Origin of the sequence: Peribacillus sp. FSL M8-0224 (assembly GCF_038003055.1) — a bacterium.
In the GTDB taxonomy this organism is placed as follows: domain Bacteria; phylum Bacillota; class Bacilli; order Bacillales; family DSM-1321; genus Peribacillus; species Peribacillus frigoritolerans.
The window spans coordinates 2078873-2103839 of the sequence record NZ_JBBOOJ010000001.1; the positions used below are offsets into that span (position 1 = coordinate 2078873).

General features: G+C 41.8%; 22 protein-coding genes. 20 read left to right on the plus strand and 2 right to left on the minus strand.

Going from position 1 to position 24967, the window contains the following annotated elements; all coding sequences use genetic code 11:
* Positions 1-16 precede the first annotated feature (16 nt).
* Positions 17-1543 (minus strand): spore germination protein, encoded by a 1527-nt coding sequence (locus tag MKX49_RS09990; protein ID WP_340876294.1) that lies wholly within the window; start codon positions 1541-1543, stop codon positions 17-19.
* Positions 1544-1751: 208 nt separating this feature from the next.
* On the opposite strand from MKX49_RS09990, the gene MKX49_RS09995 reads away from it, so the two are divergent.
* From MKX49_RS09995 to MKX49_RS10005, 3 genes are read left to right on the plus strand one after another with little or no spacing between them, the layout of a single operon-like run.
* On the plus strand, positions 1752-3209 hold the full coding sequence (locus tag MKX49_RS09995; RefSeq protein WP_340876296.1) for a spore germination protein: 1458 nt from the start codon (positions 1752-1754) through the stop codon (positions 3207-3209).
* Positions 3181-4275 (plus strand): GerAB/ArcD/ProY family transporter, encoded by a 1095-nt coding sequence (locus MKX49_RS10000; RefSeq protein WP_340876297.1) that lies wholly within the window; start codon positions 3181-3183, stop codon positions 4273-4275. The genes MKX49_RS09995 and MKX49_RS10000 overlap by 29 nt, the downstream gene beginning before the upstream one ends.
* The gene (locus MKX49_RS10005) at positions 4272-5384 is read left to right on the plus strand and encodes a Ger(x)C family spore germination protein (RefSeq protein ID WP_340876298.1); all 1113 of its coding nucleotides are present in this window, start codon (positions 4272-4274) and stop codon (positions 5382-5384) included. The genes MKX49_RS10000 and MKX49_RS10005 overlap by 4 nt, the downstream gene beginning before the upstream one ends.
* Positions 5385-5553: 169 nt before the next feature.
* Here the strand turns inward: MKX49_RS10005 and MKX49_RS10010 are convergent, their stop codons facing one another.
* Positions 5554-7002: a flavin monoamine oxidase family protein gene (locus tag MKX49_RS10010; protein WP_445670161.1), complete on the minus strand. Its 1449-nt coding sequence runs from the start codon at positions 7000-7002 to the stop codon at positions 5554-5556.
* Positions 7003-7364: 362 nt separating this feature from the next.
* Between MKX49_RS10010 and MKX49_RS10015 the strand changes: the two genes are divergently transcribed.
* From MKX49_RS10015 to MKX49_RS10095, 17 genes are all read left to right on the plus strand, one after another.
* Positions 7365-8726 carry a cytochrome ubiquinol oxidase subunit I gene (locus MKX49_RS10015; RefSeq protein WP_054396021.1) on the plus strand — a complete coding sequence of 454 codons (1362 nt, stop codon included), beginning with the start codon at positions 7365-7367 and terminating at the stop codon, positions 8724-8726.
* A gap of 15 nt (positions 8727-8741) precedes the next feature.
* Positions 8742-9788 (plus strand): cytochrome d ubiquinol oxidase subunit II, encoded by a 1047-nt coding sequence (locus MKX49_RS10020; protein WP_063593400.1) that lies wholly within the window; start codon positions 8742-8744, stop codon positions 9786-9788.
* Positions 9789-9816: 28 nt separating this feature from the next.
* Positions 9817-10572: a hypothetical protein gene (locus MKX49_RS10025; RefSeq protein ID WP_340876301.1), complete on the plus strand. Its 756-nt coding sequence runs from the start codon at positions 9817-9819 to the stop codon at positions 10570-10572.
* 150 nt (positions 10573-10722) lie between these two features.
* Positions 10723-11388, plus strand: a complete 666-nt coding sequence (locus tag MKX49_RS10030; RefSeq protein WP_318291718.1) for a TetR/AcrR family transcriptional regulator — start codon at positions 10723-10725, stop codon at positions 11386-11388.
* Positions 11389-11448: 60 nt separating this feature from the next.
* A complete protein-coding gene (locus tag MKX49_RS10035; protein ID WP_252269911.1) occupies positions 11449-12591 on the plus strand; it encodes an acyl-CoA dehydrogenase in 1143 nt (380 codons plus the stop codon).
* A 124-nt stretch (positions 12592-12715) separates the two neighbouring features.
* The gene (locus MKX49_RS10040; protein WP_251539624.1) at positions 12716-14353 is read left to right on the plus strand and encodes an AMP-binding protein; all 1638 of its coding nucleotides are present in this window, start codon (positions 12716-12718) and stop codon (positions 14351-14353) included.
* A 12-nt stretch (positions 14354-14365) separates the two neighbouring features.
* On the plus strand, positions 14366-15715 hold the full coding sequence (locus MKX49_RS10045) for an acetyl-CoA carboxylase biotin carboxylase subunit (protein ID WP_048680678.1): 1350 nt from the start codon (positions 14366-14368) through the stop codon (positions 15713-15715).
* A gap of 31 nt (positions 15716-15746) precedes the next feature.
* Positions 15747-15959, plus strand: coding sequence for an acetyl-CoA carboxylase biotin carboxyl carrier protein subunit (locus MKX49_RS10050; RefSeq protein WP_034312225.1), 213 nt, complete (start codon positions 15747-15749; stop codon positions 15957-15959).
* 14 nt (positions 15960-15973) lie between these two features.
* Complete coding sequence (locus MKX49_RS10055) at positions 15974-16876, plus strand: hydroxymethylglutaryl-CoA lyase (protein WP_063593405.1); 903 nt, start codon at positions 15974-15976, stop codon at positions 16874-16876.
* A gap of 19 nt (positions 16877-16895) precedes the next feature.
* Positions 16896-17678: an enoyl-CoA hydratase gene (locus MKX49_RS10060; RefSeq protein WP_318291721.1), complete on the plus strand. Its 783-nt coding sequence runs from the start codon at positions 16896-16898 to the stop codon at positions 17676-17678.
* Positions 17679-17700: 22 nt separating this feature from the next.
* A complete protein-coding gene (locus MKX49_RS10065) occupies positions 17701-19230 on the plus strand; it encodes an acyl-CoA carboxylase subunit beta (protein ID WP_063593407.1) in 1530 nt (509 codons plus the stop codon).
* Between the two features lie 193 nt (positions 19231-19423).
* Complete coding sequence (locus tag MKX49_RS10070; protein ID WP_054396004.1) at positions 19424-20188, plus strand: NUDIX domain-containing protein; 765 nt, start codon at positions 19424-19426, stop codon at positions 20186-20188.
* Positions 20189-20203: 15 nt separating this feature from the next.
* Positions 20204-20755, plus strand: coding sequence for a cysteine hydrolase family protein (locus MKX49_RS10075; protein ID WP_034312211.1), 552 nt, complete (start codon positions 20204-20206; stop codon positions 20753-20755).
* 61 nt (positions 20756-20816) lie between these two features.
* Positions 20817-22286, plus strand: a complete 1470-nt coding sequence (locus tag MKX49_RS10080; RefSeq protein ID WP_034312208.1) for a nicotinate phosphoribosyltransferase — start codon at positions 20817-20819, stop codon at positions 22284-22286.
* Between the two features lie 34 nt (positions 22287-22320).
* The gene (nadE, locus tag MKX49_RS10085) at positions 22321-23151 is read left to right on the plus strand and encodes an ammonia-dependent NAD(+) synthetase (RefSeq protein WP_063593412.1); all 831 of its coding nucleotides are present in this window, start codon (positions 22321-22323) and stop codon (positions 23149-23151) included.
* Between the two features lie 125 nt (positions 23152-23276).
* Complete coding sequence (locus tag MKX49_RS10090) at positions 23277-24287, plus strand: serine hydrolase domain-containing protein (protein ID WP_340876303.1); 1011 nt, start codon at positions 23277-23279, stop codon at positions 24285-24287.
* 347 nt (positions 24288-24634) lie between these two features.
* On the plus strand, positions 24635-24928 hold the full coding sequence (locus MKX49_RS10095; protein WP_063593415.1) for a hypothetical protein: 294 nt from the start codon (positions 24635-24637) through the stop codon (positions 24926-24928).
* The last annotated feature ends 39 nt before the right edge of the window (positions 24929-24967 follow it).

Genomic DNA, 24967 nt, shown 5'->3' on the forward strand with positions numbered 1-24967 from the left:
GGGACCCTCATTTAGATCATTCATTAAAATCATTTTTTTTGATTCTTGCTTTTTTTGGTTGAGGCTGTCTGGATTTATCATCTGGTCGTAAATTTACAGGACGTGATTTGAAAAGATTGAAAGGAAGCCGAACAAAGCTGTCTTTCCAATCTGGCATGCGAAATGGGTATATCGGTTCAAGGTACGGGTGTCCCATTGACGTTAATTTGATAAGGTGGGTCATCAAAAACACGGCTGATATGGTAATGCCGAGCAGCCCCCAAATTTGGGCACCGATTAAAAAGGGGAACCGCAGCAGCCGAATGGCATTCCCCATTTTATAAATGGGAGTAACAAATGATGCCAATGCCGAGAGGGCAACGATGATCAATAAGATATTACTGGTCAAACCAGCTACTACAGCGGCTTGACCGATAACGATACCGCCGACGATACCTAATGTCTGACCTACCTTTATTGGCAGCCTGGCAGCCGCTTCCCGTAATAACTCAATGGAAATCTCCAGGAATAATGCTTCGATTAAAGGCAGAAAAGGTATTAAGTTCCTTGAAGTTACGATCGTTTCCAAAAGATCTTTAGGAATCAGTTCATAATGATACGTCAGCACGGCTACATAAATGGGAGTGGCAAATATAGAAAAAGCGACGGCGAATATCCTTAATAAACGGAATGCCGATGCCGGAATCCAAGGCATATTATAATCTTCCATCGTGATAAAGTATTCCAACAAAATGGTTGGAGTAATAAGTACAGAGGACGACCTATCGACTAACAGGGCTACCTTGCCTTCAGCCAAGGCACTTGCGATGCGATCAGGCCTTTCCGTATTAAGGAAAAGGGGAAACAAGGTATTTGAATTATCATATAGCATTTGCGCCAGATAGGACCCGTCCAATATTTCATCAAACTCTACGTCATTGATCCTTTGGATAACATTATCAACATTTTCCTGATCAACGATCCCTTCTATCGATAAAACGGCCACTTTCGTTTTAGACAGAGAGCCCACAGTCATTTCATTTACTTGCAATTCAGGGATAGGAAGCCTTTTTCTGACTAAATTAAGATTGATATCAAGATCCTCGACAAATGCTTCTTGTGCACTTATGATGCCAAATTCAAGTTCAGGTTTCTCAACTTGTCTTCCTTGTTGGGCCGCAACATTGATTAATAGGCATTCATCAAGATTTCCATCTAACCGAAGTGCAATTTCGCCTCTCATGATCCTTTTTTCGATTACAACCTTGGTACTGGTGATCAGTGTGTTTTCAATAGGTACGTTTTCTTTAATTTGCTCCAAGTTTATCGTTTCCAGAGTAGGTATGACGGAAAGAACACTTTCATGAAGTACCTGTGCATCAATCAACGAGCGATAAAAAGAGACCCAATAGCCAATGCCATTATATGTTCCTTGATGGTTTATGAAATCATTGGATAAAGATAGGGTATTGAATAGGTCCCTTACTTCTGAAACGTTATTTAATTCATCATTTTTTTCGTTGGGTTTATGGGGCTTTTTTTTGAACGTTCTGCGGTTAAACAATGTTGTCACCTCTACACTAAAGCTTATTATCCTAGCATTTGCAATTTAATTACAAATTAACCCTTTTGGATGTTAATGTTGCTCGCTTCAGAAAGGAAATTCATTAAATAAATTGGTGTAAAAGCTACCTTCATTTCCTGTCGCATAAAAAAATTGTAAATAGAGGAAACTGAATAAATAAAAACCTATTTAACCAAAGGAGTTCACCATGAAAAGTAAACCCTTGCATATTAAATTGGATCAAAAGCAGGAAGAATTGAAATCTGAATTGGATATGCAGGATGATGTAGTATTTAAACAGATATTCATTCCCGATTATGAAGTTTCGGGTTTATTCGTATTTGTCAATGGAACGATGGATTATCGTGCATTCAATGAGATTGTCCTGGATCTATCGGCTGCCCAGGTTGAAACCAGGCATCGGGTTTCTATCGAACAGCTGGTCATTTCCAAAATCTGTTCAGTCAGGGAACAGGATGATGTTGAAACATATGAAACAGCTAAAGAGCATATTTTTGACGGGAAAACGCTTTTATTTTTAGATGGAATTGTAAATGGCTATGTCTTGAATCTGGAAAAGGAAAAAGTTCGTACACTGGGTGAACCTTCAACAGAGAGGGTTGTCAGGGGACCGAAGCTTGGGTTTATCGAAAGTCTTCAAGAAAATATCGGTTTGATAAGGCAATATTCGAACCATCCCAACCTTATCGTCCAACAACAGAAGTTCGGGACGATGGAAAAACGGGAAGTTGCGTTGATTTATTATGAAGGAAAAGCTAGCGATTCTTTGCTAAAAGAAGTGAATAAACGGATAAATGAAGTGAAAGCTACTGATCTTCAAGACTCGGGGATGCTTGAGGAATTAATTGAAGATACAGCGTTAACCCCTTTCCCGCAAATCCAAAATACGGAGCGTCCGGATAAAGTATTGGCTGCATTGCAGGAGGGAAGGGTGGTCATCATGGTTGACGGATCGCCATTTGCTTTGATGGCACCAACGACGATCACGATGCTGCTGCAGTCACCGGATGATTATTATGAAAGGTGGGTAGCGGGTTCTTTTTTACGTATACTTCGCTATTTATCTTTATTTGTTACCGTATTTCTTTCAGGGATTTATATCTCCTTGGTTTCGTTCAACCCTGGATTGCTTCCGTCAGAACTGGCGATGACGATCGCGGGTACAAGGGAGAACGTGCCATTTCCGCCGTTTGTTGAAGCTATCATCATGGAATTGACGATTGAACTGCTTCGCGAAGCAGGTATTCGGCTCCCATCGCCCATTGGTCAAACGGTTGGATTGGTTGGCGGAGTCATTATTGGACAAGCGGCAGTTCAAGCCAATATTGTAAGTTCCCTGATGGTCATAATCGTTTCGATCACGACGATTACCTCTTTTACGGTCCCGCAATATAGCTTTGGACTGGCGTTCAGGGCATTAAGGTTCGGGGCGATGATTTTTGCCGCCGTTTTAGGTTTATACGGAACTACATTATTCTTTATCATCGTTATCAGCCATTTGTCAAAATTGACGAGCTTCCAAGAACCTTATTTTCAACCAATGGATTTTATCGGTAAAAAGACCTGGAGGGATGCTTTCATACGGTTACCGAAACGGAAAAAGGGGAGGAATTCTCTTGGGTCAATCCGAAGGCAAAATTCTTAGTGGCGAATTGGCTGTGATCATTTCTTGCAGCATGTTAGGAATTGGAATGCTGACGCTTCCAAGGACGATAACGGAAAAAATCCAATTGAGCGATGGATGGATCGTCTTGATCTTAAATGGGATCGCTATTGCCCTTTTGATATGCTTATTGGTTGTTCTGTTAAAAAAACATAAGGTCGCTAACTATTACACATACATGGAGGAGGCCTATGGAAAATGGCTCTCCAAACTTATTGGGTTGGTCGTGGTGGTGTACTTTATAGGCGTGGCCAGCTTTGAAGTTCTTGCGATGAGTGAAATGGTCCGCTTTTATTTGTTGGAGGAAACCCCGGTTGAGATCGTGATACTTACCATGATTTTAGCGAGTGTCCATCTTTTGACAGGCAAAATAAAAGCCATAGCAAAGGCATGTGTCTTTTTTCTCCCTTTGACAATCGTCATCGTCTTGCTCATTTATTTGTTCAGTCTGAGGGTAGTAGAATTAAAAAACCTCCAGCCTGTTCTTGCGAAAGGATTTCTCCCTATCATGAAAGGAATGGGTTCCGGAACTTTGTCTTTTTTTGGAATTGAACTTTTCATCTTTTTGTTTGGCGTCGTTAAAAATCAAAACAAAGTAAGAAGTGGCGTTTTAATCGGGTTTTTCATCCCGCTTATTTTGTATGTGATTACATATATATTGGTAGTAGCTACATTGACTGTCCCGGAAGTCAAAGCAGTTACTTGGCCAACCATTTCTTTTATTCAGTCCTTTGAAGTAACAGGGATATTTTTAGAGCGTATGGAGTTATTTCTCTTAATCACCTGGATTCTTCAGTTTTTTTTAACACATGCGATTTACTATTACTTCGCAGCAGAAGGGATGACGAAAATATTTAGCAATTCATATACAACGAACCTCATTGTTTTGGTTCCTATCGTTTTTTTTCTGGCCAAAATCCCTAAAGATATAATTGACATTTTTAAAATGAGTGATTTACTTGGATATCTTTTTCCGGTTATATTGATTGGCTTGCCAATTATTACATTCATAATCGTTCAAGTGAAAAGGAGTAGAAGAAGCGGATGAAAAGATTATGGTTGATCTTGCTTATTCCTTTGCTTACAGGCTGTTGGGACAGTGAAAATATAGAAGAATTATCCCTTGTGGTGGGAGTGGGGATCGATAAAGGCAAAAAGGATGACGAAATCATGTTAACACAGCAAATTCTGGTGCCTCCAGGAAATAGTGGTCAGGAGAATCAGGCCCAACTAAAATATAAAAATGTTACCGTCAGTGCCAAAACACTTCATGAAGCAATTAGGGATTCTTTACTCATAACCAATACGGTATTAACCAATCATCAGCGTATTATCCTCATTAATGAAGATGTATTAAGGAAAATCCCGATGGAAGCGATCATTAATCAGTCAATACGCGATAATAATACAAGGAGAAGCTGTCATGTTTATTTAACGAAGAGACCGACGAAAGAAATATTGGGACGATCCGAAGATGGGGAGATCCCTTCGAATGTAATCTATGAATTGAAAGATAATGAGCACAGAACGAATAAGATACTTCCGCCTTTAACACTGGGCAAAGCATCCTCAAATTTACAGTCAGATGGAAGCTTTGCCATTCAGGCCGTTGATATTAGGGGTGGAAAATTAATTTTGGAGGGTGCAGGGGTGATCAACAATTCAAAGTTGGTCGGGGTCATGAATGATGAAGATATTGCTGCATTAAATTGGCTGAACGGAGAGGTAAAGGGTGGAGTAATCGAAGCGGTCCAACACGATGAGCCTTTAAGTGTTGAAGTGATCAATAGGACAAGGAGGAAAATCACGACGGAATTGAACGGTGATCATTTGACGATCAATATTAAGGTCGGGTATACAGCAAGACTTTCGGAAGATTGGTATGGTAAGGAGGATTCTTTTGAAAAAGCCTATATAAAAGAGATTGAGCGTATTGCCGAGGATGAAGTGAAAAAGGATGTAAAGAAAATCGTATATAAATTACAGCATGATTATAAAACAGGGGTAGCAGGTTTGTATCGGTATGTGGAAAATCAGCATCCAAAGTTTTGGGAGAAAAATAAGAATAAATGGGACGAAGTTTTCAGTAAAGCCGATATTAATTATGAAGTGGACATAAGGATCGTAGACTTTGGTTCAAAAGGAGGGATAAAGTGAAGTTTGACTACTTTAAGGGGACTTAATAAATTGTCGATGCTGGCGATGCTTACTTTCGCTGGAAGAAGATGGCCAATTGGACATTAGAATAAAAACCTTCCAAATGGAAGGTTTTTTTGTCAAGTGTTCTTTGTTGATGAGGTTACTTATAGCCAAGGAAATGGTCCATTCAAGGCCCACCGAAAGTTCTAGGCAGATTCGTCACTTCATGTGCAACCCTGATTCCGGATTGAATGGCTCCTTCAATCCATGCTGGTACGGTTGATGTATGCTCACCAGCGAAGTGGACCCTTCCTTCAGGAGTTGGGATGTATGGAAACAAGTCCGTTTCCTGACCAGGCTTAAACATGGAGAAAGCGCCGTAGGAATACTGATTCAATGTCCAGCTATAAGAAGCTCCTGATAAAAAATGATCATATACTTGATTACCATGGATTACTGCCAAGTTTTTCAATGCGTGTTGTATTCTATCTTTTTCCGGTAGGATATCCCATAAAGTGGCATCATCTTCCCATGTATAACTTGCTAAGATGAGACCCGATTCACGCTGGTTGCTCGTTTGGCTGGGGTAATAAGAAAATCTAATGGGTAGATCGGTAGTCAATTTACCGCCGAAGATTCCTTCCTTTTCCCAAAACCTATGAGTGAATTGAAGTCCAATTTTTGTGGAAGCAGCATAATGGAGTTCTCTTATTGCCTTCCATTTATTATGGGAAAAGGAATTCCGGGGTTCTATATCTATAAATTGCAGCAATTGAAGAGGGATCGTCACGATGGCAAGATCACCGGTAACCGTTAAGGGGTTTTGACTTTGAGTATGTTTGGAATGGATGGTAACTTGATTATCATGTTGGATGATCTTTGTCACTTCATATCTGAAGATTAAATTATCCTTCAATTCCGGTAGAAAGGCATAAGGAAGCCGGTCGTTTCCTCCTTCGATTGAAAAAAATTTCACGTCTGGATTAAAGAGAGGCATAAGCTCCCTAAGTATGGCCGGAAAAGAAAGTTCCGGGAATCCTTCTAAACCCATCAGGACTTTGATGCTTTCAATCGCACCTGTTGATAGACTGATTCCGACTGGATTGTACTGCAAAAAGAAGCTCATGGAGTATTTATCAAACTCTTTAATGACTATTTCCCAATTTCTGCTTGGATTTTGAATGATGAAGTCAGTCACAGGCTTGATTGCCATGTTAAGTAATTCTTCAGCTGTTTTACCTCTTTCATGGGGAGCTACAGGGTACCTCAGTATATCCGGGTTCTGCTGATATATGGCAGCGGTCGTCTTGATTCCATTGGCATAAATGGGATCATTAGGAGTCGCATTCACAAAAGTGTTGACACGTAAACCATACTTCTTGATGTATTCAGCAACTAAATAATGATAATTCGGAATGCGCATGGCACCGGCTTCAAGGTAGGAACCTTCTGAAAATGGCTCCCGTATCGTCAAAACACGCCCTCCGACCCTCCCGGTTGCTTCCAATATCGTAACATCGTGCCCCGCTTGTTTTAAAAGGGATGCTGCAACCAACCCAGACATGCCGGCACCAATGATAATGATTTTTTTGGGGATCTGAGAAGGCCCCAGGCCATTTCTGATAACAGCCAGCATTTGATCTGGTGATAGCGGATCTTTGAAAAGGGACAAAGTGTTTTTCTCCTCTCTTGTTACACTTTCTATATGGGATTTACGCTATCTTATTCCTATTGGGTTACCATTTATGAAGGATTTCAATAATTTGTCATCTAAATGCTTAGTAACAAATTTTTTTAGTGCATTGGTGAATTCCACGTAAAATATATACCAAAAATAACCTCGATAGAATATATTCTAAACAATCATCCAAAAACATCATTAAGTAAATACCTACCTACTGCAAAACCCTATGAAAAATTAGTTTGTGGAATATTATTAAATATTTTCCTTTACAGAGGAGATACTACCAAGAGACAAAGGGTAGAAAGGAAGACAGTATGGATCATATACAAATGGCCCGCGCAATGTTCGGGACGAATATGGCTGTACATATCATATTTGCAACGATCGGCGTCGGGTTGCCGATGATGATGTTGGCAGCGGAATTGATGTATCAAAGGACTAAGGATTTACAGTATGTCGTCATGGCTAAACGCTGGACCAAAACATTAGGGGTTTTGCTTGGGGTCGGGATTCCGACCGGTACGATTGCGGGTGTGCAGCTTTCACTATTATGGCCTGGGTTCATGGAAGTAATTGGACGCGTCATGGCGCTCCCATTCCAGATCGAGATTTATGCATTCATGGTTGAAGCGCTGTTCATGTCAATCTATGTGTATGCTGCTGAAAAAATCAAGCCATGGGCCCGAATCGTGAGTTTATTTTTTGTTGCATTCGGAGCATTGGCTTCGGCTGTTTTGATTTCGAATGTCCATGCTTTTGAAGGGACACCTGCTGGGTTCCGGTTTGAAAATGGGGAAATCGTCGATGTCGATCCTTGGGCGGCATTTTTCAACCCAAGTTTCTTGGTGACGGCTGGACATACGGCCCTGACTGCTTATACAACAGGCGCTTTTGTCGTGGCATCCGTCGCAGCCTATAAGATGCTGAAAAATAAATATGGCACTGCTGAATTTAATTTTCACCAAAAAGCACTGAGGCTCAGTATTGTCTTGGGCTTGGTTTTTTCGTTTTTGACGGCATTGAATGGTCATGCGACTACGCAGCATTTATATAGGGAACAGCCGGAAAAACTGGCAGCGGCAGAAGGGTTGTTTGAAACACAGGACCATGCCGGACTTACCTTGTTCGGCTATACCGATAGGGAAGCCCAGGAAGTGAAGTATGGGATTGAATTCCCATGGTTATTAAGCTTTCTATCTGGTAATAGCTTCGATACGGTTGTGACCGGTTTGAACGATTTTCCGGAAGAGTATTGGCCGCCGCTTTATGTCCATATCTTATTCAACGCCATGGTCATGATTGGTTCAGGCTTAATCGCGTTGGCACTGTTTGCATTGGTATGGAATAAATGGCTGAAAAAGGAGACATATCCAAAATGGATTCTTTGGCTGTTTGTTGCATCAGGGCCGCTTTCGGTGATTTCGATAGAATGCGGTTGGATTTTTGCCTGTACCGGCAGGCAGCCATGGACGATATACAGGATGCTGACAACTGAGGATTCAGTCACTTCGTACGAAAACCTTGGATTCTTATTCACGATGTTCATTATTGTATATATCATTTTATGCGTTTCTGTCGTGTTTACACTTTTGTATTATTTCAAACGTCATTCCGTAATGGATGATATATATAAAGCCGAACAGAAAGATGTAAGACTTTTCGATTCGAATTCATAAAAGGGGGGAAGGCGAATGAGTGATGCTCTTCTTGCAATAACACTGGTCTGGGGCTTTATTTTTCTTTATGCCATCATGGCCTCTATGGATTTCGGCGCGGGCTTCTGGGCAATGACTTACATTAAAAAGGAAGAGACGAATGCTACCAAGATAGCGAATAGCTATTTATCACCAACTTGGGAAGTGACGAATACTTTTGTGGTTGGTCTTGTCATTGCAATTTACAGTTTATTTCCAGGAGCGGTATTCCCGATTGGGGTAGCCTTGATCGTTCCCGCGAGCCTGATATTGGTTCTGCTATGTATTAGGAGTGCTTTCTTGGTTTTCTCGCATAGCGTTGACAAATATGAAAAAGCGTTAACGTATATCTCAGGATTGACAGGATTGATCATACCGGGGCTATTAATCAGCGTATTGCCAATCACTCATCTTGGGTTTGTCGAAGGCGTGAGAGGAAATGAAGAATTGAATTTATCTAAACTTTTCACGAGTCCGAATGAGTATGCATTTGTGGGGTTCGGGATTATGAGCACGCTTTTTCTATCATCTTTGCTCCTGTCCGATTACTCAAAACAGGCCGACGAAATGAAAGCATACAAAATATATCGCAGGGATGCGATGATAACGGGACCGCTTATGTTGGTCATGGCTCTGTTGGTCATGCTCACGTTAAGAAACGAAGCGAATTGGATTTACCAAGGAATGATGAAAAACTCTCCATTGTTATTCGTCTCGCTCATTTTTTTCATCATTAGCGGGATAGCACTGTACCTACCCTATTTTTCTAAGCAGGAGGTTAAAGGGATGCCACGCCTCGCTGTCATTGCGATTATCATACAGTATTTAATCGGCAGTTATGTTTATGGTATCGCTCATTTACCTTATATCATCTATCCAAATGTCACGATTCTATCAGGATTTACCGATCCAACCTCATTCCGGGCCGTGTTTGCCACGTATATCGTGGGCTTTGCGATATTAGTCCCAGGGTTCTATTATTTCTGGTCCATCTTCATGAAAGATCAGCGTAGAAAGTTCAAACGGCGACAAATGTCAAATTAGTTCATCTTTGAAAAGAGAGGTTATCACTATGAAAAAGTTAGATCTGCTAAAATATGCGGTTTTAGTCATCTCACTATTTTTGAGCTATCAAGCGGTTGAAGCGCATGATAAAAATTTTCAGGTGGATGGCACATATATATCAACAAAAAGAGATGTAACAGGTGACCAGAAAATAGACATCATCCAGGTTCAGGGACTGCCTTATGAGGAAGGTAGCAAGTTTCTGAAGAAAATTGAGTTAAGTGTGGAAAGCAATCGCCGTACAATCGACGTCCCGCTTGAAGCTGGGTATAATCCAGATCTAAAGGTTGCCGACTTGAATGATGATGGGGTCCAGGATGTATTGGTTACGGTTTTGATGGAAGGTAGAGAGCGGCTGATATCCAGTTGCGCCTATACATTCAAGGATGGAAAAGTGAAGGAGCTGGAAGTACCGCCATCCGTTCCCGTAATGGCACAATTTCTTGACGGATACAAAGCGGAAATCATTATTGAAGGTCAAAAACCTGTGGTGATGGATGTCAGTTCCAGAAAACAAGCTTATGATAAATTGGGCATTTATCAAAATGGAAAACTAAATGAACCGACAGAGCTTTTGGTTGATCCTTACTCTTCACTGGATTTCAAGACCGTTTTTGGAAAAGGAAAAGCGCTTATTGGAATCCAAAATGTAAAAGGGTCCGATGAACGTGATCCGATACTGGAGATCAAATCAGTATGGAAATATAATAATGGATGGCAGCTTGTAAAAGCACAGGTTAAACCGGTCAAGGGTAGTAAATGACATGGTATCGACTGCTTCTTAAATAAACTGGATTGACAGCTCTTGGTTTTGAGGGCTGTTTTTTTGTAATAATTAAAAATTGACAATTTTTAATTATTTGGTAAAATCTAAATAAATCCAGTTTATACATAATCAAACTCTTTCTTCTGGATGGAATGTAAGCGGATACAAAGGGGGTGCAGTCTTACGGAGTTAAAAGAAAAAATAATTGAAACATCGTTGACGCTCTTCGATCAGCATGGTTTTCATGGTGTCTCCGTCAACGAAATCGTTAAGGCATGCGGAACTAGCAAAGGTGGTTTTTATCACCATTTCTCTTCCAAAGATGAACTCTTATTTGTCATCCATGATTACTTTATTTCATATGTTTTAATAAAAGCACAGGAAGCCATTTCAGAAAGTACCCATCCAACAGAAAAAATGCAAAAGATCATTCAATCATTTGTTAAAGTTTTTGACCTCTATAAACCACACATCTCAGTTTTCTATCAAGAAAGCATTTACTTAAAACCACCTTATGTTGAAGCAATCAAAAAAAAGCGTCAAACGTATAAAGAAATCATTTTTTCCGTTATCAAAGAAGGTATTGACAAGGGAGTATTCCGCAGCGAATTGCCAGTGGAAATTACCGGAATGTCAATTCTGGGCATGGTGAACTGGTCCTACAAATGGTACAAAAGGGACGGCGGAAAAACGATCGACGAAATCGGTGATATTTACGTGGATTTAATTCTGAATGCCCTATTGATAGATAAACAAAAAGAAGCGAAAATCACTCAGCCATTTTTACTGAAGAACCAAGTTGTTGTGGATTGAACAATCAACTTGATTTGTACAGACCAACTAGTCGGTCTCAATAGAAAGGGGAATGAACATATGGATTTTTCACTTACAAAAGAACAGCAGATGATTAAGGAAATGGTTAGGGAGTTTGCCGAAAAGGAAATTAAACCCATTGCGATAGAGTTGGACGCAAAGTCCATGTTTGCGGAGGATGTATTCAAAAAAATGGGGAAACTCGGATTGCTTGGAATTCCGTTTCCTGAAGAATATGGCGGTTCGGGCGGAGATACGATTTCGTATGCCATTGCCGTTGAAGAGGTTGGCAAGGCGTGCGGGGGAACCGGCTTAAGTTATGCCGCAGCCGTTTCGCTCGGGGCAAGTCCAATTTACTATTTTGGAACCGAAGAACAGAAGCAAAAATATCTGGTTCCAATCACGACCGGTGAAACCCTGGCAGCTTTCGGGTTGACAGAGCCTAATGCGGGTTCCGATGCTGGCGGTACGAGAACGACTGCCGTGTTGGATGGTGATGAATATGTGATTAATGGCGAGAAAACATGGATAACAAATGCCAGCTATTCAAGAACGGTTACGGTCACTGCTGTATCGGGAAAAGATTCAAAGGGCAAAAATATCATCTCGGCATTCATCGTGCCAACCGATACCAAAGGGCTAACGATCAATAGCAATTATGAAAAAATGGGAGTCCGGGCTTCCAATACTTGTGAAATCATTCTGGATAATGTCCGGGTGCCAAAGGAAAATTTATTGGGAGATCCAGACAAAGGGTTCAAACAATTCTTATTCACGCTTGATGGAGGACGGATTTCCATTGCAGCTTTGGCCGTCGGTATCGCTCAGGCTGCCTTTGACAGAGCTTTAGCTTTTTCAAAAGAGCGAATTCAATTCGGTAAAACCATATCAAATTTCCAGGCCATTCAATTCAAGCTGGCAGACATGGCGATGGAAATCGAATTGGCGAGGAATATGGTATATAAGGCTGCGTGGTTAAAAGACAATAAAAAACCTTTTGCAAAGGAAGCGGCATACGCCAAGCTTTTTGCAAGTGAGACCGCGTTCCGCGCCAGCAATCAAGCGATTCAAATTCACGGCGGCTCTGGTTACATGCGCGAATATGAAGTTGAACGCTATTTAAGAGATGCTAAGTTATTGGAAATTGGTGAAGGCACATCCGAAATTCAAAGACTCGTTATCGCCAGGCAATTAGGCTGTTAATCTTTACGGAACGTAAAATGAACTTGATGCTTGGGGTTCATTTGGGTGAAAAGCAGATGTTATCTATACAGCAAAAAGCGTTCATTCTTACCTTTATTTGATTAGGAGGAGTTTGATGTCTGATTTGCTAGATGTTACTGTCGGGAAACTGCTTGAAAGGACAGCTGGACAATATGGTGATAATGAAGCGGTTGTATACCATGAACTAGGCCTGCGCCATTCTTATCGCGAATTTGAAAAGATTTGCCGAAAGGCTGCCAGGGGGTTCATGTCACTGGATATAAAAAAAGGGGAACATATCGCCATTTGGGCATCCAATAAACCGGAATGGCTTATATCCCAATTTTCCACCGCAAAAATGGGCGGGGTGCTGGTAACGGTCAATACTAATTACCGCACAAGTGAACTGGAATACCTGCTAAAGCAATCCGATTCGACGACGATCATCCTGATGGAACAATATAAGGATCATTCTTATATAGATACGCTGTATGAAATCGTACCTGAATTGAAAAATGCAGAACCAGGAAAATTACAATCTGAGAAACTGCCAAAATTAAAAAATATCATCGTTTTAGGTGAAAAACGTTATCCCGGTACGTTTTCGTGGGATGAAGTCATTGGCGGGAGCGAATCCGTTTCGGAGGAGTCGCTGGACATGAGGATGGAGGAATTAACTCCAGGTGATGTGATTAATATGCAATATACATCAGGGACGACAGGATTTCCAAAAGGAGTGATGCTGACGCATTCCAACTTGGTCAATAACGGATTGAATGTCGCGGAATGCATGAAGCTTACCGAAGCTGACCGGCTTTGCATCCCGGTTCCGTTTTTTCATTGTTTCGGCTGTTCCCTTGGTACGATGGCATCTGTTTCAGTAGGGGCAACAATGGTGCCGGTCGTGGAGTTTAATCCGCGCATTGTCCTTCAGACAGTTGAAGCCGAAAAATGTACGGGGCTTCATGGTGTACCGACGATGTTCATTGCTGAACTTAATCTCGATGACTTTGACGATTATGATTTAAGTTCGTTACGGACTGGCATCATGGCAGGCTCCACATGTCCGATCGAAGTCATGAAAAGCGTGGTGAATAAGATGGGCATCTCGGAAATTACAATAACTTATGGTCAAACGGAATCTTCTCCAGGAATTACGATGACGAGAACGGATGATCCGATCGAACTTCGTGTTTCTTCAGTGGGAAGGGCGTTGCCGAAAGTGGAAGTGAAAATTGTCGATCCGGCTACAGGGGATGAAGTCCCGCGTGGCACACAGGGTGAACTCTGTTCGAGGGGATACCATGTAATGAAGGGATATTATAATAACGCGGAAGCCACTGAGCAGGCGATTGACCGGGAAGGCTGGCTTCATACGGGAGATTTAGCGGTGATGGATGAAAGGGGTTATTGCAAGATTACTGGACGGCTGAAAGATATGATCATCCGTGGAGGGGAAAATATTTATCCCCGTGAGATTGAAGAATTCCTCTATCAACATCCTGCAATTGTCGATGTCCAGGTACTCGGCGTTCCAGATCAGAAGTATGGGGAAGAGGTAGCCGCATGGATCATTTTGAAAGCAGGAGAAACCCTTACGGAGAAAGAATTGATAGAGTATTGCAAAGGGAAAATATCTTTTCATAAAATTCCGCGTTACATTCAATTTACCGATGCTTATCCAATGACTGCATCCGGAAAAATCCAAAAGTATAAGCTTCGGCAACAAACTCTTGACCTACTAACGGAACGCACTAAATAAGGAGGATATCGAATGATTCGAAAAATTCTTATCGCAAACAGGGGAGAAATAGCATCTCGCATTATTCGTACATGCAAGAAGCTGGGAATACTTACTGTCGCTGTCCATTCGGAAGCAGATTCGGATTCGCCTTTTGTGGGATTGGCGGATGAGGCATATTTATTGGGTGGTCCGAGAGTGCAAGAAAGCTATTTAAACGTCAATAAGATTTTGGAAATAGCTAAGGAAACCGGAGCGGATGCCATTCATCCTGGTTATGGTTTTCTTAGTGAAAATGCAGATTTTGCACGTTCATGCGAAGAAGCCGGCTTGATATTCATTGGTCCCAAACCAGAGATCATCCAGCAAATGGGCAATAAAGTCGAGGCGAGGAAAAAGATGGAGCAAGCCGGTCTTCCATTGGTGCCTGGATTTTCACGTCCGTTAATTGATAGTGCAGAAGCGGCAGCCGTTGCTGAAAAGATTGGCTATCCAGTCATGTTAAAAGCAGCAGCAGGCGGCGGGGGAATCGGCATGCAAGCCGTTGCTAATGAAGATGAACTAACCAAAGCCTTCGAAGGGAATCAAAAACGTGCCCAATTATTTTTTGGAAATGGAGATATGTTCATAGAAAAATTGATTGAGAAGCCTCGTCATATCGAAATTCAGGTATTGGCGGATTCCTTTGGGAATGCTGTTTACTTATGGGAAAGGGAATGCTCCGTTCAAAGGCGCCACCAGAAGGTCGTGGAAGAGGCTCCATCTTCTTTCCTTGACGAAGAAACAAGAAACAGGATGGGAATGGCTGCAGTGAAAGCGGTAAAATCCATCGGTTATAGCAATGCGGGCACTCTCGAATTTTTAGTAGATGCAGATAAAAACTTTTATTTCCTGGAAATGAATACACGCCTTCAGGTAGAGCATCCTGTCACTGAAGAAATTACGGGACTGGACTTAGTCGAACAGCAAATTAAAATTGCATCGGGCAACAAATTGGATTTCACCCAAAGTGAGATTAAACAGGACGGACATTCCATTGAAGTGCGCATTTATGCTGAAGATCCGAAAACCTTTTATCCAGCACCGGGGAGAATCACCACCATGGAACTTCCGGAAGGTGAAGGGATTCGTCATGAATTGGCGGTTCATGGAACATCGGTCGTATCCCACTTTTATGATCCGATGATCGCCAAATTGGTGGTGAGCGGCGACTCAAGGGATAAAGCGATTGAGAGATTAAGAGAAGCGCTGGCATGCTATAAAATAGAAGGAATTAAAACAAACCTTCCTTTGTTGATGGAAATAATTTCTCATGAAGCTTTTTCCCAAGGAGATACGACTACGGATTTCATTGCGAAATATATTCAAAAATTGACTGTATAACTTAAAACACAATGTTCGGGAGGAAAATAAAATGGCAGAATTAAAGGCAAGCATGGCAGGAAGCGTTTGGAAAATCGTAGCAAATGAGGGGCAAAGTGTAACCGACGGACAGGATATCATTATCTTGGAATCGATGAAAATGGAAATCCCCATTGCAGCCGAGGAAGCTGGCACCATTAAAGAACTAAAAGTGAATGAAGGGGATTTCGTAAATGAAGGCGACGTTTTGGCCGTCATTGAATAAAGGGACGGAGGGGTATGATGAATTGGCCAGAAAAAGTGACAATTAAGGAAGTTGGACCCCGTGACGGGCTGCAAAATGAAAAGGTCATAATACCTGCACAAAGCAAAATGGAGTGGATCGATCAGCTCTCTGATACAGGATTATCTTATATAGAAGTGACTTCTTTCGTACACCCAAAGTGGATTCCCCAATTGAGTGATGCCGCCCTGGTGGCTAAGGGAATAAAGCGCAAGCCTGGTATCACTTATGCGGCCCTTGTACCGAATCAAAGGGGTCTGGAGTCGGCCCTTGAAGCCAATATCGATGATATTTCCGTGTTCATGTCATCTAGTGAAACGCATAATCTAAAAAATATCAATAAGTCGATTTCCGATACCTTTCCAATATTGAAGGATGTCATCAGGACAGCAGCAAATAGCGGGAAAACGGTTAGGGGCTATGTTTCAACCGTTTTCGGCTGTCCGTATGAAGGGGAAGTTTCGACTGATCAGGTTTTCCGTGTTTGTGATCAACTTTTTGAATATGGCATCGACGAAGTCTCATTGGGTGATACCATTGGGGTCGCGTCTCCAAGGCAGGTTGCACTGTTCCTTGAACAGGCTGTAAAAAGATATGATATGAGCCAAATTGCCCTCCATTTTCATGATACAAGGGGAATGGCACTCGCAAATATTCTTGAATCACTGAATTATGGTATTGACACTTTCGACTCTTCGCTCGGAGGTTTAGGGGGATGCCCGTATGCACCAGGCGCGAGCGGAAATGTGGCTACGGATGACCTGGTTCATATGCTACATAAAATGGGGATTCACACAGGAATCAATCCCGAAAAGCTTATGAAGGCTGCGGCCATGGTTCAAAGCTTTTTGGAAAAACCATTGCCTAGCCATCAGATGGCTGTAAATAACGCACAATAAGCGAAATCGAGGTGAAGGTATGACTTCATTAGTTGATATAAGGTATGAAGAAAAGGGAATTGCCCTCGTGACCTTGAATCGGCCGGATGCTGCTAATGCTTTATCCACAGAATTGCTTCATTGCTTAGTCGAAGGGCTGGATGAATTGAAGAGAGATTCCAATTTACGAACAGTCATTATAACCGGAGCAGGTGAAAAGGCGTTTTGTGCAGGTGCGGATCTTAAGGAAAGAGCGGGTATGAATGATGATAAAGTCAAGGAGACAGTCAAGTTGATCGGAGACACGATTACGGCTGTAGAAAACCTTCCAGTACCGGTCATCGCCGCGATTAACGGTTCGGCTTTTGGCGGTGGGCTGGAATTGGCACTCGCTTGTGACATACGCATCGCATCGGATACGGCAAAGGTGGGGCTGACTGAAACGTCATTAGGCATCATCCCTGGTGCAGGCGGTACACAGCGACTGCCCCGGATAGTCGGAATGCCGACAGCGAAAGAACTGATTTATACGGCAAGGAGATTGGATGCAAAAACGGCACATGCCTTGAAAATCATCAGTCATGTATATTCACCCCAACAATTACTTGAGGAAGCGAAAAAATTGGCTAAGGAGATTGCGGTCAATGCCCCATTAGCACTCAGGGCTGCAAAAGCGGCGATCAATCAAGGGGCTGAGACTGACTTGAAAACAGGATTGCAAATTGAAAATGACTGCTATCAGACAACTTTAAAAACCCTTGACCGACTGGAGGGTCTGTCAGCATTCAAGGAAAAACGCAAACCGGTATATAGAGGCCAATGATTTCTTTGAAGGAGGAACAGGGATGGTAACGACGGATAAACTAACCGAAACGGTTGAAACGATTAAAAAAGGCGGTTTAGAAAAGTATCATCAAAAAAACGCTGAAAAAGGAAAGCTTTTCGTACGTGAACGTCTAGAGCTGCTTTTCGATGAAGGGGTAGAAATAGAGGACGCTTTCTTTGCCAATTGTGCAAGTGTTGGTCTGCCTGCTGATGGTGTGGTTACGGGCATCGGAAAAATCAATGGTCAAAGGGTCTGTGTTATGGCCAATGATTCGACTGTAAAAGCTGGATCCTGGGGAGCAAGGACCGTCGAGAAAATCATTCGCATTCAGGAAACAGCCGAAAAGTTACAGCTGCCCCTTCTTTATTTAGTCGATTCTGCCGGGGCACGAATTACGGATCAAGTAGAAATGTTTCCGGGCCGCCGAGGAGCGGGCCGCATCTTTTACAACCAAGTGAAGTTATCAGGAAAAGTCCCGCAAATTTGTCTATTGTTCGGTCCGTCCGCCGCCGGCGGGGCATATATCCCAGCTTTTTGTGATATTGTCGTAATGGTTGATGGCAATGCATCCATGTATTTAGGTTCACCGAGAATGGCAGAAATGGTCATTGGCGAAAAGGTGAGCGAAGAGGAAATGGGCGGGGCGAAGATGCATTGTTCCGTTTCAGGCTGCGGCGATGTACTTGTCAAGTCGGAGGAAGAATCGATCGCGTTTGCGCGCAGGTACTTAAGCTATTTTCCAGGAAATTATCAAGAAAGACCTAAAAGCGTAAAACCTGAGCTGCCTGCGGATTTCGAAAAAACATTGGAAGAACTGATTCCAAAAAATCAGAATGCAGCCTTCAATATGTACGACCTGATCGATAGGGTTATAGACAGGCAATCATTTTGTGAAATCAAAAAGCTATTTGCCCCTGAATTAATCACTGGGCTTGCAAGGCTGAATGGACAAACGATAGGGATCATAGCCAATCAGCCGCGAGTCAAGGGCGGCGTCCTGTTCCATGATTCAGCTGATAAGGCTGCCAAGTTCATCAACTTATGTGATGCTTTCCATATACCGCTGTTGTTCCTAGTGGATATTCCAGGATTCATGATTGGGACGAAGGTCGAACGGGCAGGAATCATTCGCCATGGTGCGAAAATGATCTCGGCCATGAGTGAAGCCACTGTTCCCAAGATTTCCGTCATCGTCCGTAAAGCTTATGGTGCCGGACTATACGCGATGGCCGGTCCCGCTTTTGAACCGGACTGCGTTCTTGCCTTACCGACGGCATTGATAGCGGTCATGGGTGCTGAAGCTGCGGTCAATGCAGTCTATGCCAATAAAATCAATGCGATGGAACCAGAAGAGCGCCCTAAATTCATCGAACAGAAGCGCAATGAGTATAATGAGGATATCGATATTTACCGCTTAGCCTCTGAAATGATCGTTGATGGCATCATCCAGCCGAATGACCTGCGTGATGAATTGAGCGCGCGCTTTGAAGCGTATAGCAGTAAGCAATTGACATTTACCGATCGTAAGCATGGGGTCTATCCCGTATAAAATGTTCAATAAAAAAGCCCGGTTCATCATGACCGGGTTTTTTTCATGGAATAAAATGAATGGTTATTTAAATAATTAGAAAATTTTTCTGATTTAGAGTTGCTAAATCACACAAGGAAGAGTACTATAATTAGTAATTAAAGATTTACTAATTACTTAATTCCATACTTAGTGAAAGAAAGTGAGAGTTGCCATGGCTCAGCAGGAAAAAAAGAAATATATTACTCCAGATGGATACACAGCAGATATTGCGATTTTTACTATTACTACGAAGAAAACGGCAGAGAAAGCCCCGCCTGAAATGTTTTTGAAGCTATTATTAATCAAACGTGCCTCAAAAGATAAGGAAGGAAGCCCCAATGTTGAAGGAGATAAATGGGCTTTACCCGGAGGCTTTGTCAATGCTGCCGAGACTGCCTATGAAGCAGCTAAACGAGAATTGAAAGAAGAAACGGGCGTAGCTGGATTCCATGTCAAGCATTTCGGGGTTTATGACCGCCCAGGGCGCGATCCCAGGGGATGGATCATATCCAATGCTTTTTATGCAATTGTCCAGGAAGAGTTTCTTCATCAAAGAAAAGCGAATGACGACGCAGCTGAGGTTGAATTGTTCACGATTCAGGAAGCCTTACAATTAGATCTTGCATTTGATCACTATACAATTATTAACGATGCGATGAATGTATTGAAAAAAGAAATGGTGCAAACGACGATAGCCCAAAAATTCCTGCCGGATGAATTTACACTTTCTGAACTGCAACGGGTTTTGCTGACAGCCAGAGATGATGCAAAAATCAGTGCAGACTCACTTTTTTATGCAAAAGCCCCGAAACTTCCGTTTTTGGAGAAAGTGTTGGATGAAAAGGGAATGCAAAAGAAAACGAAACGTAATTCGTATCGGCCTTCACAGCTTTACCGGTTTAATGCAGAGGTTGTCATGGACTCTATTTACTATTAAGGGGGAATTGGTGAAATGGGAAAAAAGGCATTGATCAATATAGATTATACGTATGACTTCGTGGCAGACGGGGGTTCATTGACCTGCGGGAAGCCAGGTCAGGATATCGAGAAGGAACTTGTCAGTATAACCAAGGAATTTATCAAACAAGGCGAATATACGGTATTCGCGATTGATTTACATGAAGAAGGAGACCGCTTACATCCCGAATCGAATTTGTTTCCACCGCATAATATTAGCGGTACAATGGGTAGAGACCTATACGGGGCGTTAAAAGAGGAATATGAAACAAATAAAAATCAAAAGAATGTTCATTATATAGATAAAACACGTTATTCGGCCTTTGCAGGAACTGACCTTGATATCCGCCTGCGGGAACGTCACATTACCGATGTATATTTAGTCGGAGTTTGTACAGATATTTGTATTTTGCATACGGCAATCGACGCTTATAATTTAGGCTATAAAATTTTTGTATATGAACATGCAGTGGCCTCGTTCAATGATGCCGGTCACCATTGGGCGCTTGGACATTTTAAAGGATCTCTTGGAGCAACCATTCTATAATTTCGATTCAAGCAACAGAATAGAAGGGAAGCGAATGCTTCTCTTTTGGGAGGAACTATCCATGGAAAAAAAATACAACGATGACAGTTACGCATTACACACTGACCTATACCAAATTAATATGGCCCAAACCTATTGGCAGGACAAAACACATAACCGCAAGGCAGTTTTCGAGATATTTTTCAGAAAGCTTCCATTTAATAGCGGATATGCGATCTTTGCAGGACTTGAAAAAATTGTCCATTACCTTCAAAACTTTTCCTTCTCGGAAAGTGATATCGACTATTTAAAAAATGATCTGCACTATGATGAAGAATTTTTGAAATATTTGAAGAACATTCGTTTCACGGGAGAAATCCGCTGCATGAAAGAGGGGGAGCTCGTCTTCGGCAATGAACCGATATTACGGGTGGAAGCACCGCTTGGTGAGGCTCAACTCATAGAAACTGCGTTGCTTAACATTGTGAACTATCACACACTCGTGGCAACAAAGGCATCACGCATCAAGCAGGTCATCGGTGAAGAATCTGCCCTAGAATTCGGTTCAAGGCGGGCGCAAGAAATGGATGCCGCAATTTGGGGAGCGAGAGCGGCCTATATTGCTGGCTTTGATTCCACTAGTAATGTACGGGCTGGAAAGCTGTTCGGCATTCCGGTTTCAGGGACGCATGCACATTCCATGATCCAAGCTTATAAAGATGAATATACGGCTTTTCATAAATATGCTGTTTCCCATAAAGACTGTGTATTCTTGGTTGATACGTATGATACATTGCGTTCTGGCATCCCGAATGCAATCCGTGTTGCCAAGGAATTGGGTGATAAAATCAATTTCATTGGCGTCCGTCTTGACAGTGGTGATTTAGCTTACTTATCAAAAGAAGCAAGACGTATGCTTGATGCTGCAGGGTTCCATGATGCGAAGATTGTCGCTTCCAATGACCTTGATGAATATACAATCATCAATCTGAAACAACAAGGAGCAAGAATTGACATTTGGGGCATCGGAACCAAATTGATTACGGCTTATGACCAGCCAGCGCTGGGTGCTGTTTATAAAATGGTTTCAATAGAGGGCGAAGATGGGAATATGAGAGATACCATCAAAATTTCTTCTAACCCTGAAAAGGTTACGACACCTGGCTTAAAACGAGTATATCGAATCATCAATAAAGTGAACCATCATGCTGAAGGTGATTATTTGGCGATGGAATATGAGAAGCCGCAGGAACAGGAAAAATTAAAAATGTTTCATCCTGTCCATACATTCCTAAGTAAATTCGTCACGGATTTCGATGCGGTTGATCTACATGTGGATATTTTCAAGGATGGAAGTTTGATTTATGAATTGCCGACCATAGATGAGATCAAGGCCTTCACGCAAAAAAATCTCCAAGTATTATGGCCGGAGTACCTTCGTGCACTTAATCCTGAAGAATATCCGGTAGATCTAAGCCAGGATTGTTGGGATAATAAAATGAGGAATATAGATGAAGTTAAAGCCAAAGTTGAAAGAATGCTAACGAAATGACCAATCTATTTTATTAGAAAGCGGGGAAATGCCAATGCGTCCATTACAAAAAGAAATCGTAAAAAAATTACTTGTCCAGCCAACGATCGATCCCGAAGCCGAATTCAGGAAAAGTGTTGATCTATTAAAAGGGTATATGAAGAAAAATACGTTTCTGAAAAGCTTTGTACTTGGAATTTCCGGAGGTCAAGATTCAACACTGGCGGGCTATATTGCCCAAACCGCTGTCAATGAATTAAATGAAGAAACGAATGGCAGTGACTATAAGTTTGTTGCTGTAAGCTTGCCATATGGAGTACAGGCAGATGAAGATGATAGGCAGCTGGCTTTAAAATTCATTAAGCCAAGCCAAACGGTTACAGTCAACATCAAGGAAGCGGTGGATGCATCTGTCAAAGCTGTGGAAGAAGCAGTTTCTGAAAAGCTATCGAATTTCTTAAGGGGAAATGTTAAAGCACGAGAGCGAATGAAGGTGCAATATGATTTAGCCGGGCTGTATAAAGGCGTTGTGCTTGGTACGGACCATGCAGCTGAAGCGATCACAGGTTTCTTTACGAAACATGGTGACGGTGCAGCGGATATCATTCCATTATACCGCTTAAATAAAAGGCAAGGAAAAGAAATCCTGAAATTCGTCGGTGCTCCTGAGCGCCTTTATACGAAAATACCAACGGCCGATTTAGAAGATGACAAACCGTTACTTCCTGATGAAGTGGCTTTAGGCGTTAGCTATGATGAAATCGATGATTATCTTGAAGGCAAGGAAATCAGAACGGAAGCAGCTGAAATCATCGAAGGATGGTATACTAAAACCGAACATAAACGCAATGAAGCCATTAATGTTTATGATACTTGGTGGAAATAACGAGTGAAAACTAAGATAAGTTATCCCGCATCACATAAGATGCGGGTTTTTTTGCAAGACCAAACAAGCACCTTAGCCAATACATCAGTAATGAAAATTTTACCGGCAAAGGGGGACTCTTACATATGGATATATCCAGGAATATTGAAGCAACGAGCAAGGAAATTGAATTCTCGGGTGTAATCAGTGTGAAAGCGGGAGATGATTTGATCCATAGTTCAGCACATGGCTATTCCAATCGAGCGGACGAAATCTTGAATACGACCGAAACAAGGTTCGGTATTGCTTCCGGTTGTAAACTGTTTACCGCGATAGCCATTTGCCAGTTAATACAAAAAGGAAAACTTAGGTTCGATTCTAAGCTTAAAGACTGTGTTCGGATCATGTTTCCTAATTTCAATCAAAATGTGACCATACATCACCTCTTAACACACACTTCGGGCATCCCTGATTACTTTGATGAAGAAGTGATGGATGATTTTGAGGAGCTATGGAAGAATAATCCGATGTACCATGTAAAAGGATTAAAAGATTTACTGCCAATGTTTCAAGATGAGGGGATGATGTTTCAACCCGGGGAAAGGTTTCATTACAATAATGCAGGCTATATTTTATTAGGATTGATTGTTGAGGAACTAACCGGACTTGAATTTACCGAATATATCGACAAGAACATCTTTCTGCCTTGTGAAATGAAAAATTCCGGTTATTTTTCCATGGATCAGCTACCTAAAAATACTGCATTAGGGTACATAGACGAAGAAAATGGAGCATGGAGAACCAACGTTTATTCCCTTCCCATCAAAGGCAGTGCGGATGGAGGGGCGTATATTACCACATCAGATATGTTCAGGTTTTGGGATGGGTTATTTTCCAATCAGTTACTGAATCAAGAATATACCAATCTCTTATTGGAATCCCATATTGCTACAGAAGATGAAGGGGAATACTATGGCTATGGTATATGGATCCGTAAAAAAAATGACGCGATTTTCAAATACCACCTTATGGGGTATGACCCGGGGGTAAGTTTCAATTCTGCGGTATATCCGGCAAAGCGATTGAGAACCGTCATTACTTCAAATAAAGGCATGGGTCCATACCATATTACTAGAGCGATCGAGAAGGAAGTATAAAAATAAATGGAACCTTTCCACTAATGGAGGGTTCCATTGTTTATAGTCAATCCGAATTCATTCAAGTATTTTTTAAGAAAGGGACGATTTCGCATTTAATTGCTAAATTGGTTCCAGAACTTCTGGAGTTTCAAGGGAAGAACCCCTTCTGTACCCTTATTCAAGAACGAATCTTTTATGATGCGGCACACCAATTTTTTATTGTCGGAAATCTTTAAGGAGGTAGCTTTCTTAGGTTTCAAGGCTTTTCCAAACAAAGAATTTGTATATTTAAATATCTTGAAGTAGAGTATATTTAATATACTTTATTTTATCCGGTATTTTCCGATGGAGGTTCTTTTTACATTATGAAGGCAAGATATGAACTAGCGAACATGAACTTAACAGTAAGCAATGTGACTTTACGTAATGCTGCGGATAGCTATGTCCTCTTGAAAGCTGCAGATGATCAAAATAATGAAATCACGATCAAGCTTTCCCACGAACAAGCAGAATTTCTGGAAGCGGAATTAAGGGAAGTAAATCGCCGCCGCAGGGAAAATAGTCCTGATATAACAGGAAATGATCAGGAACGTATTAATGACGACGATTCTTTTAATCTGTTCAGCATTGATTTATTCAATGAAAATGAATCGAAGTAATTCCCCGAATCATATTTGCTTCTCTGTAACCTTGCTTTC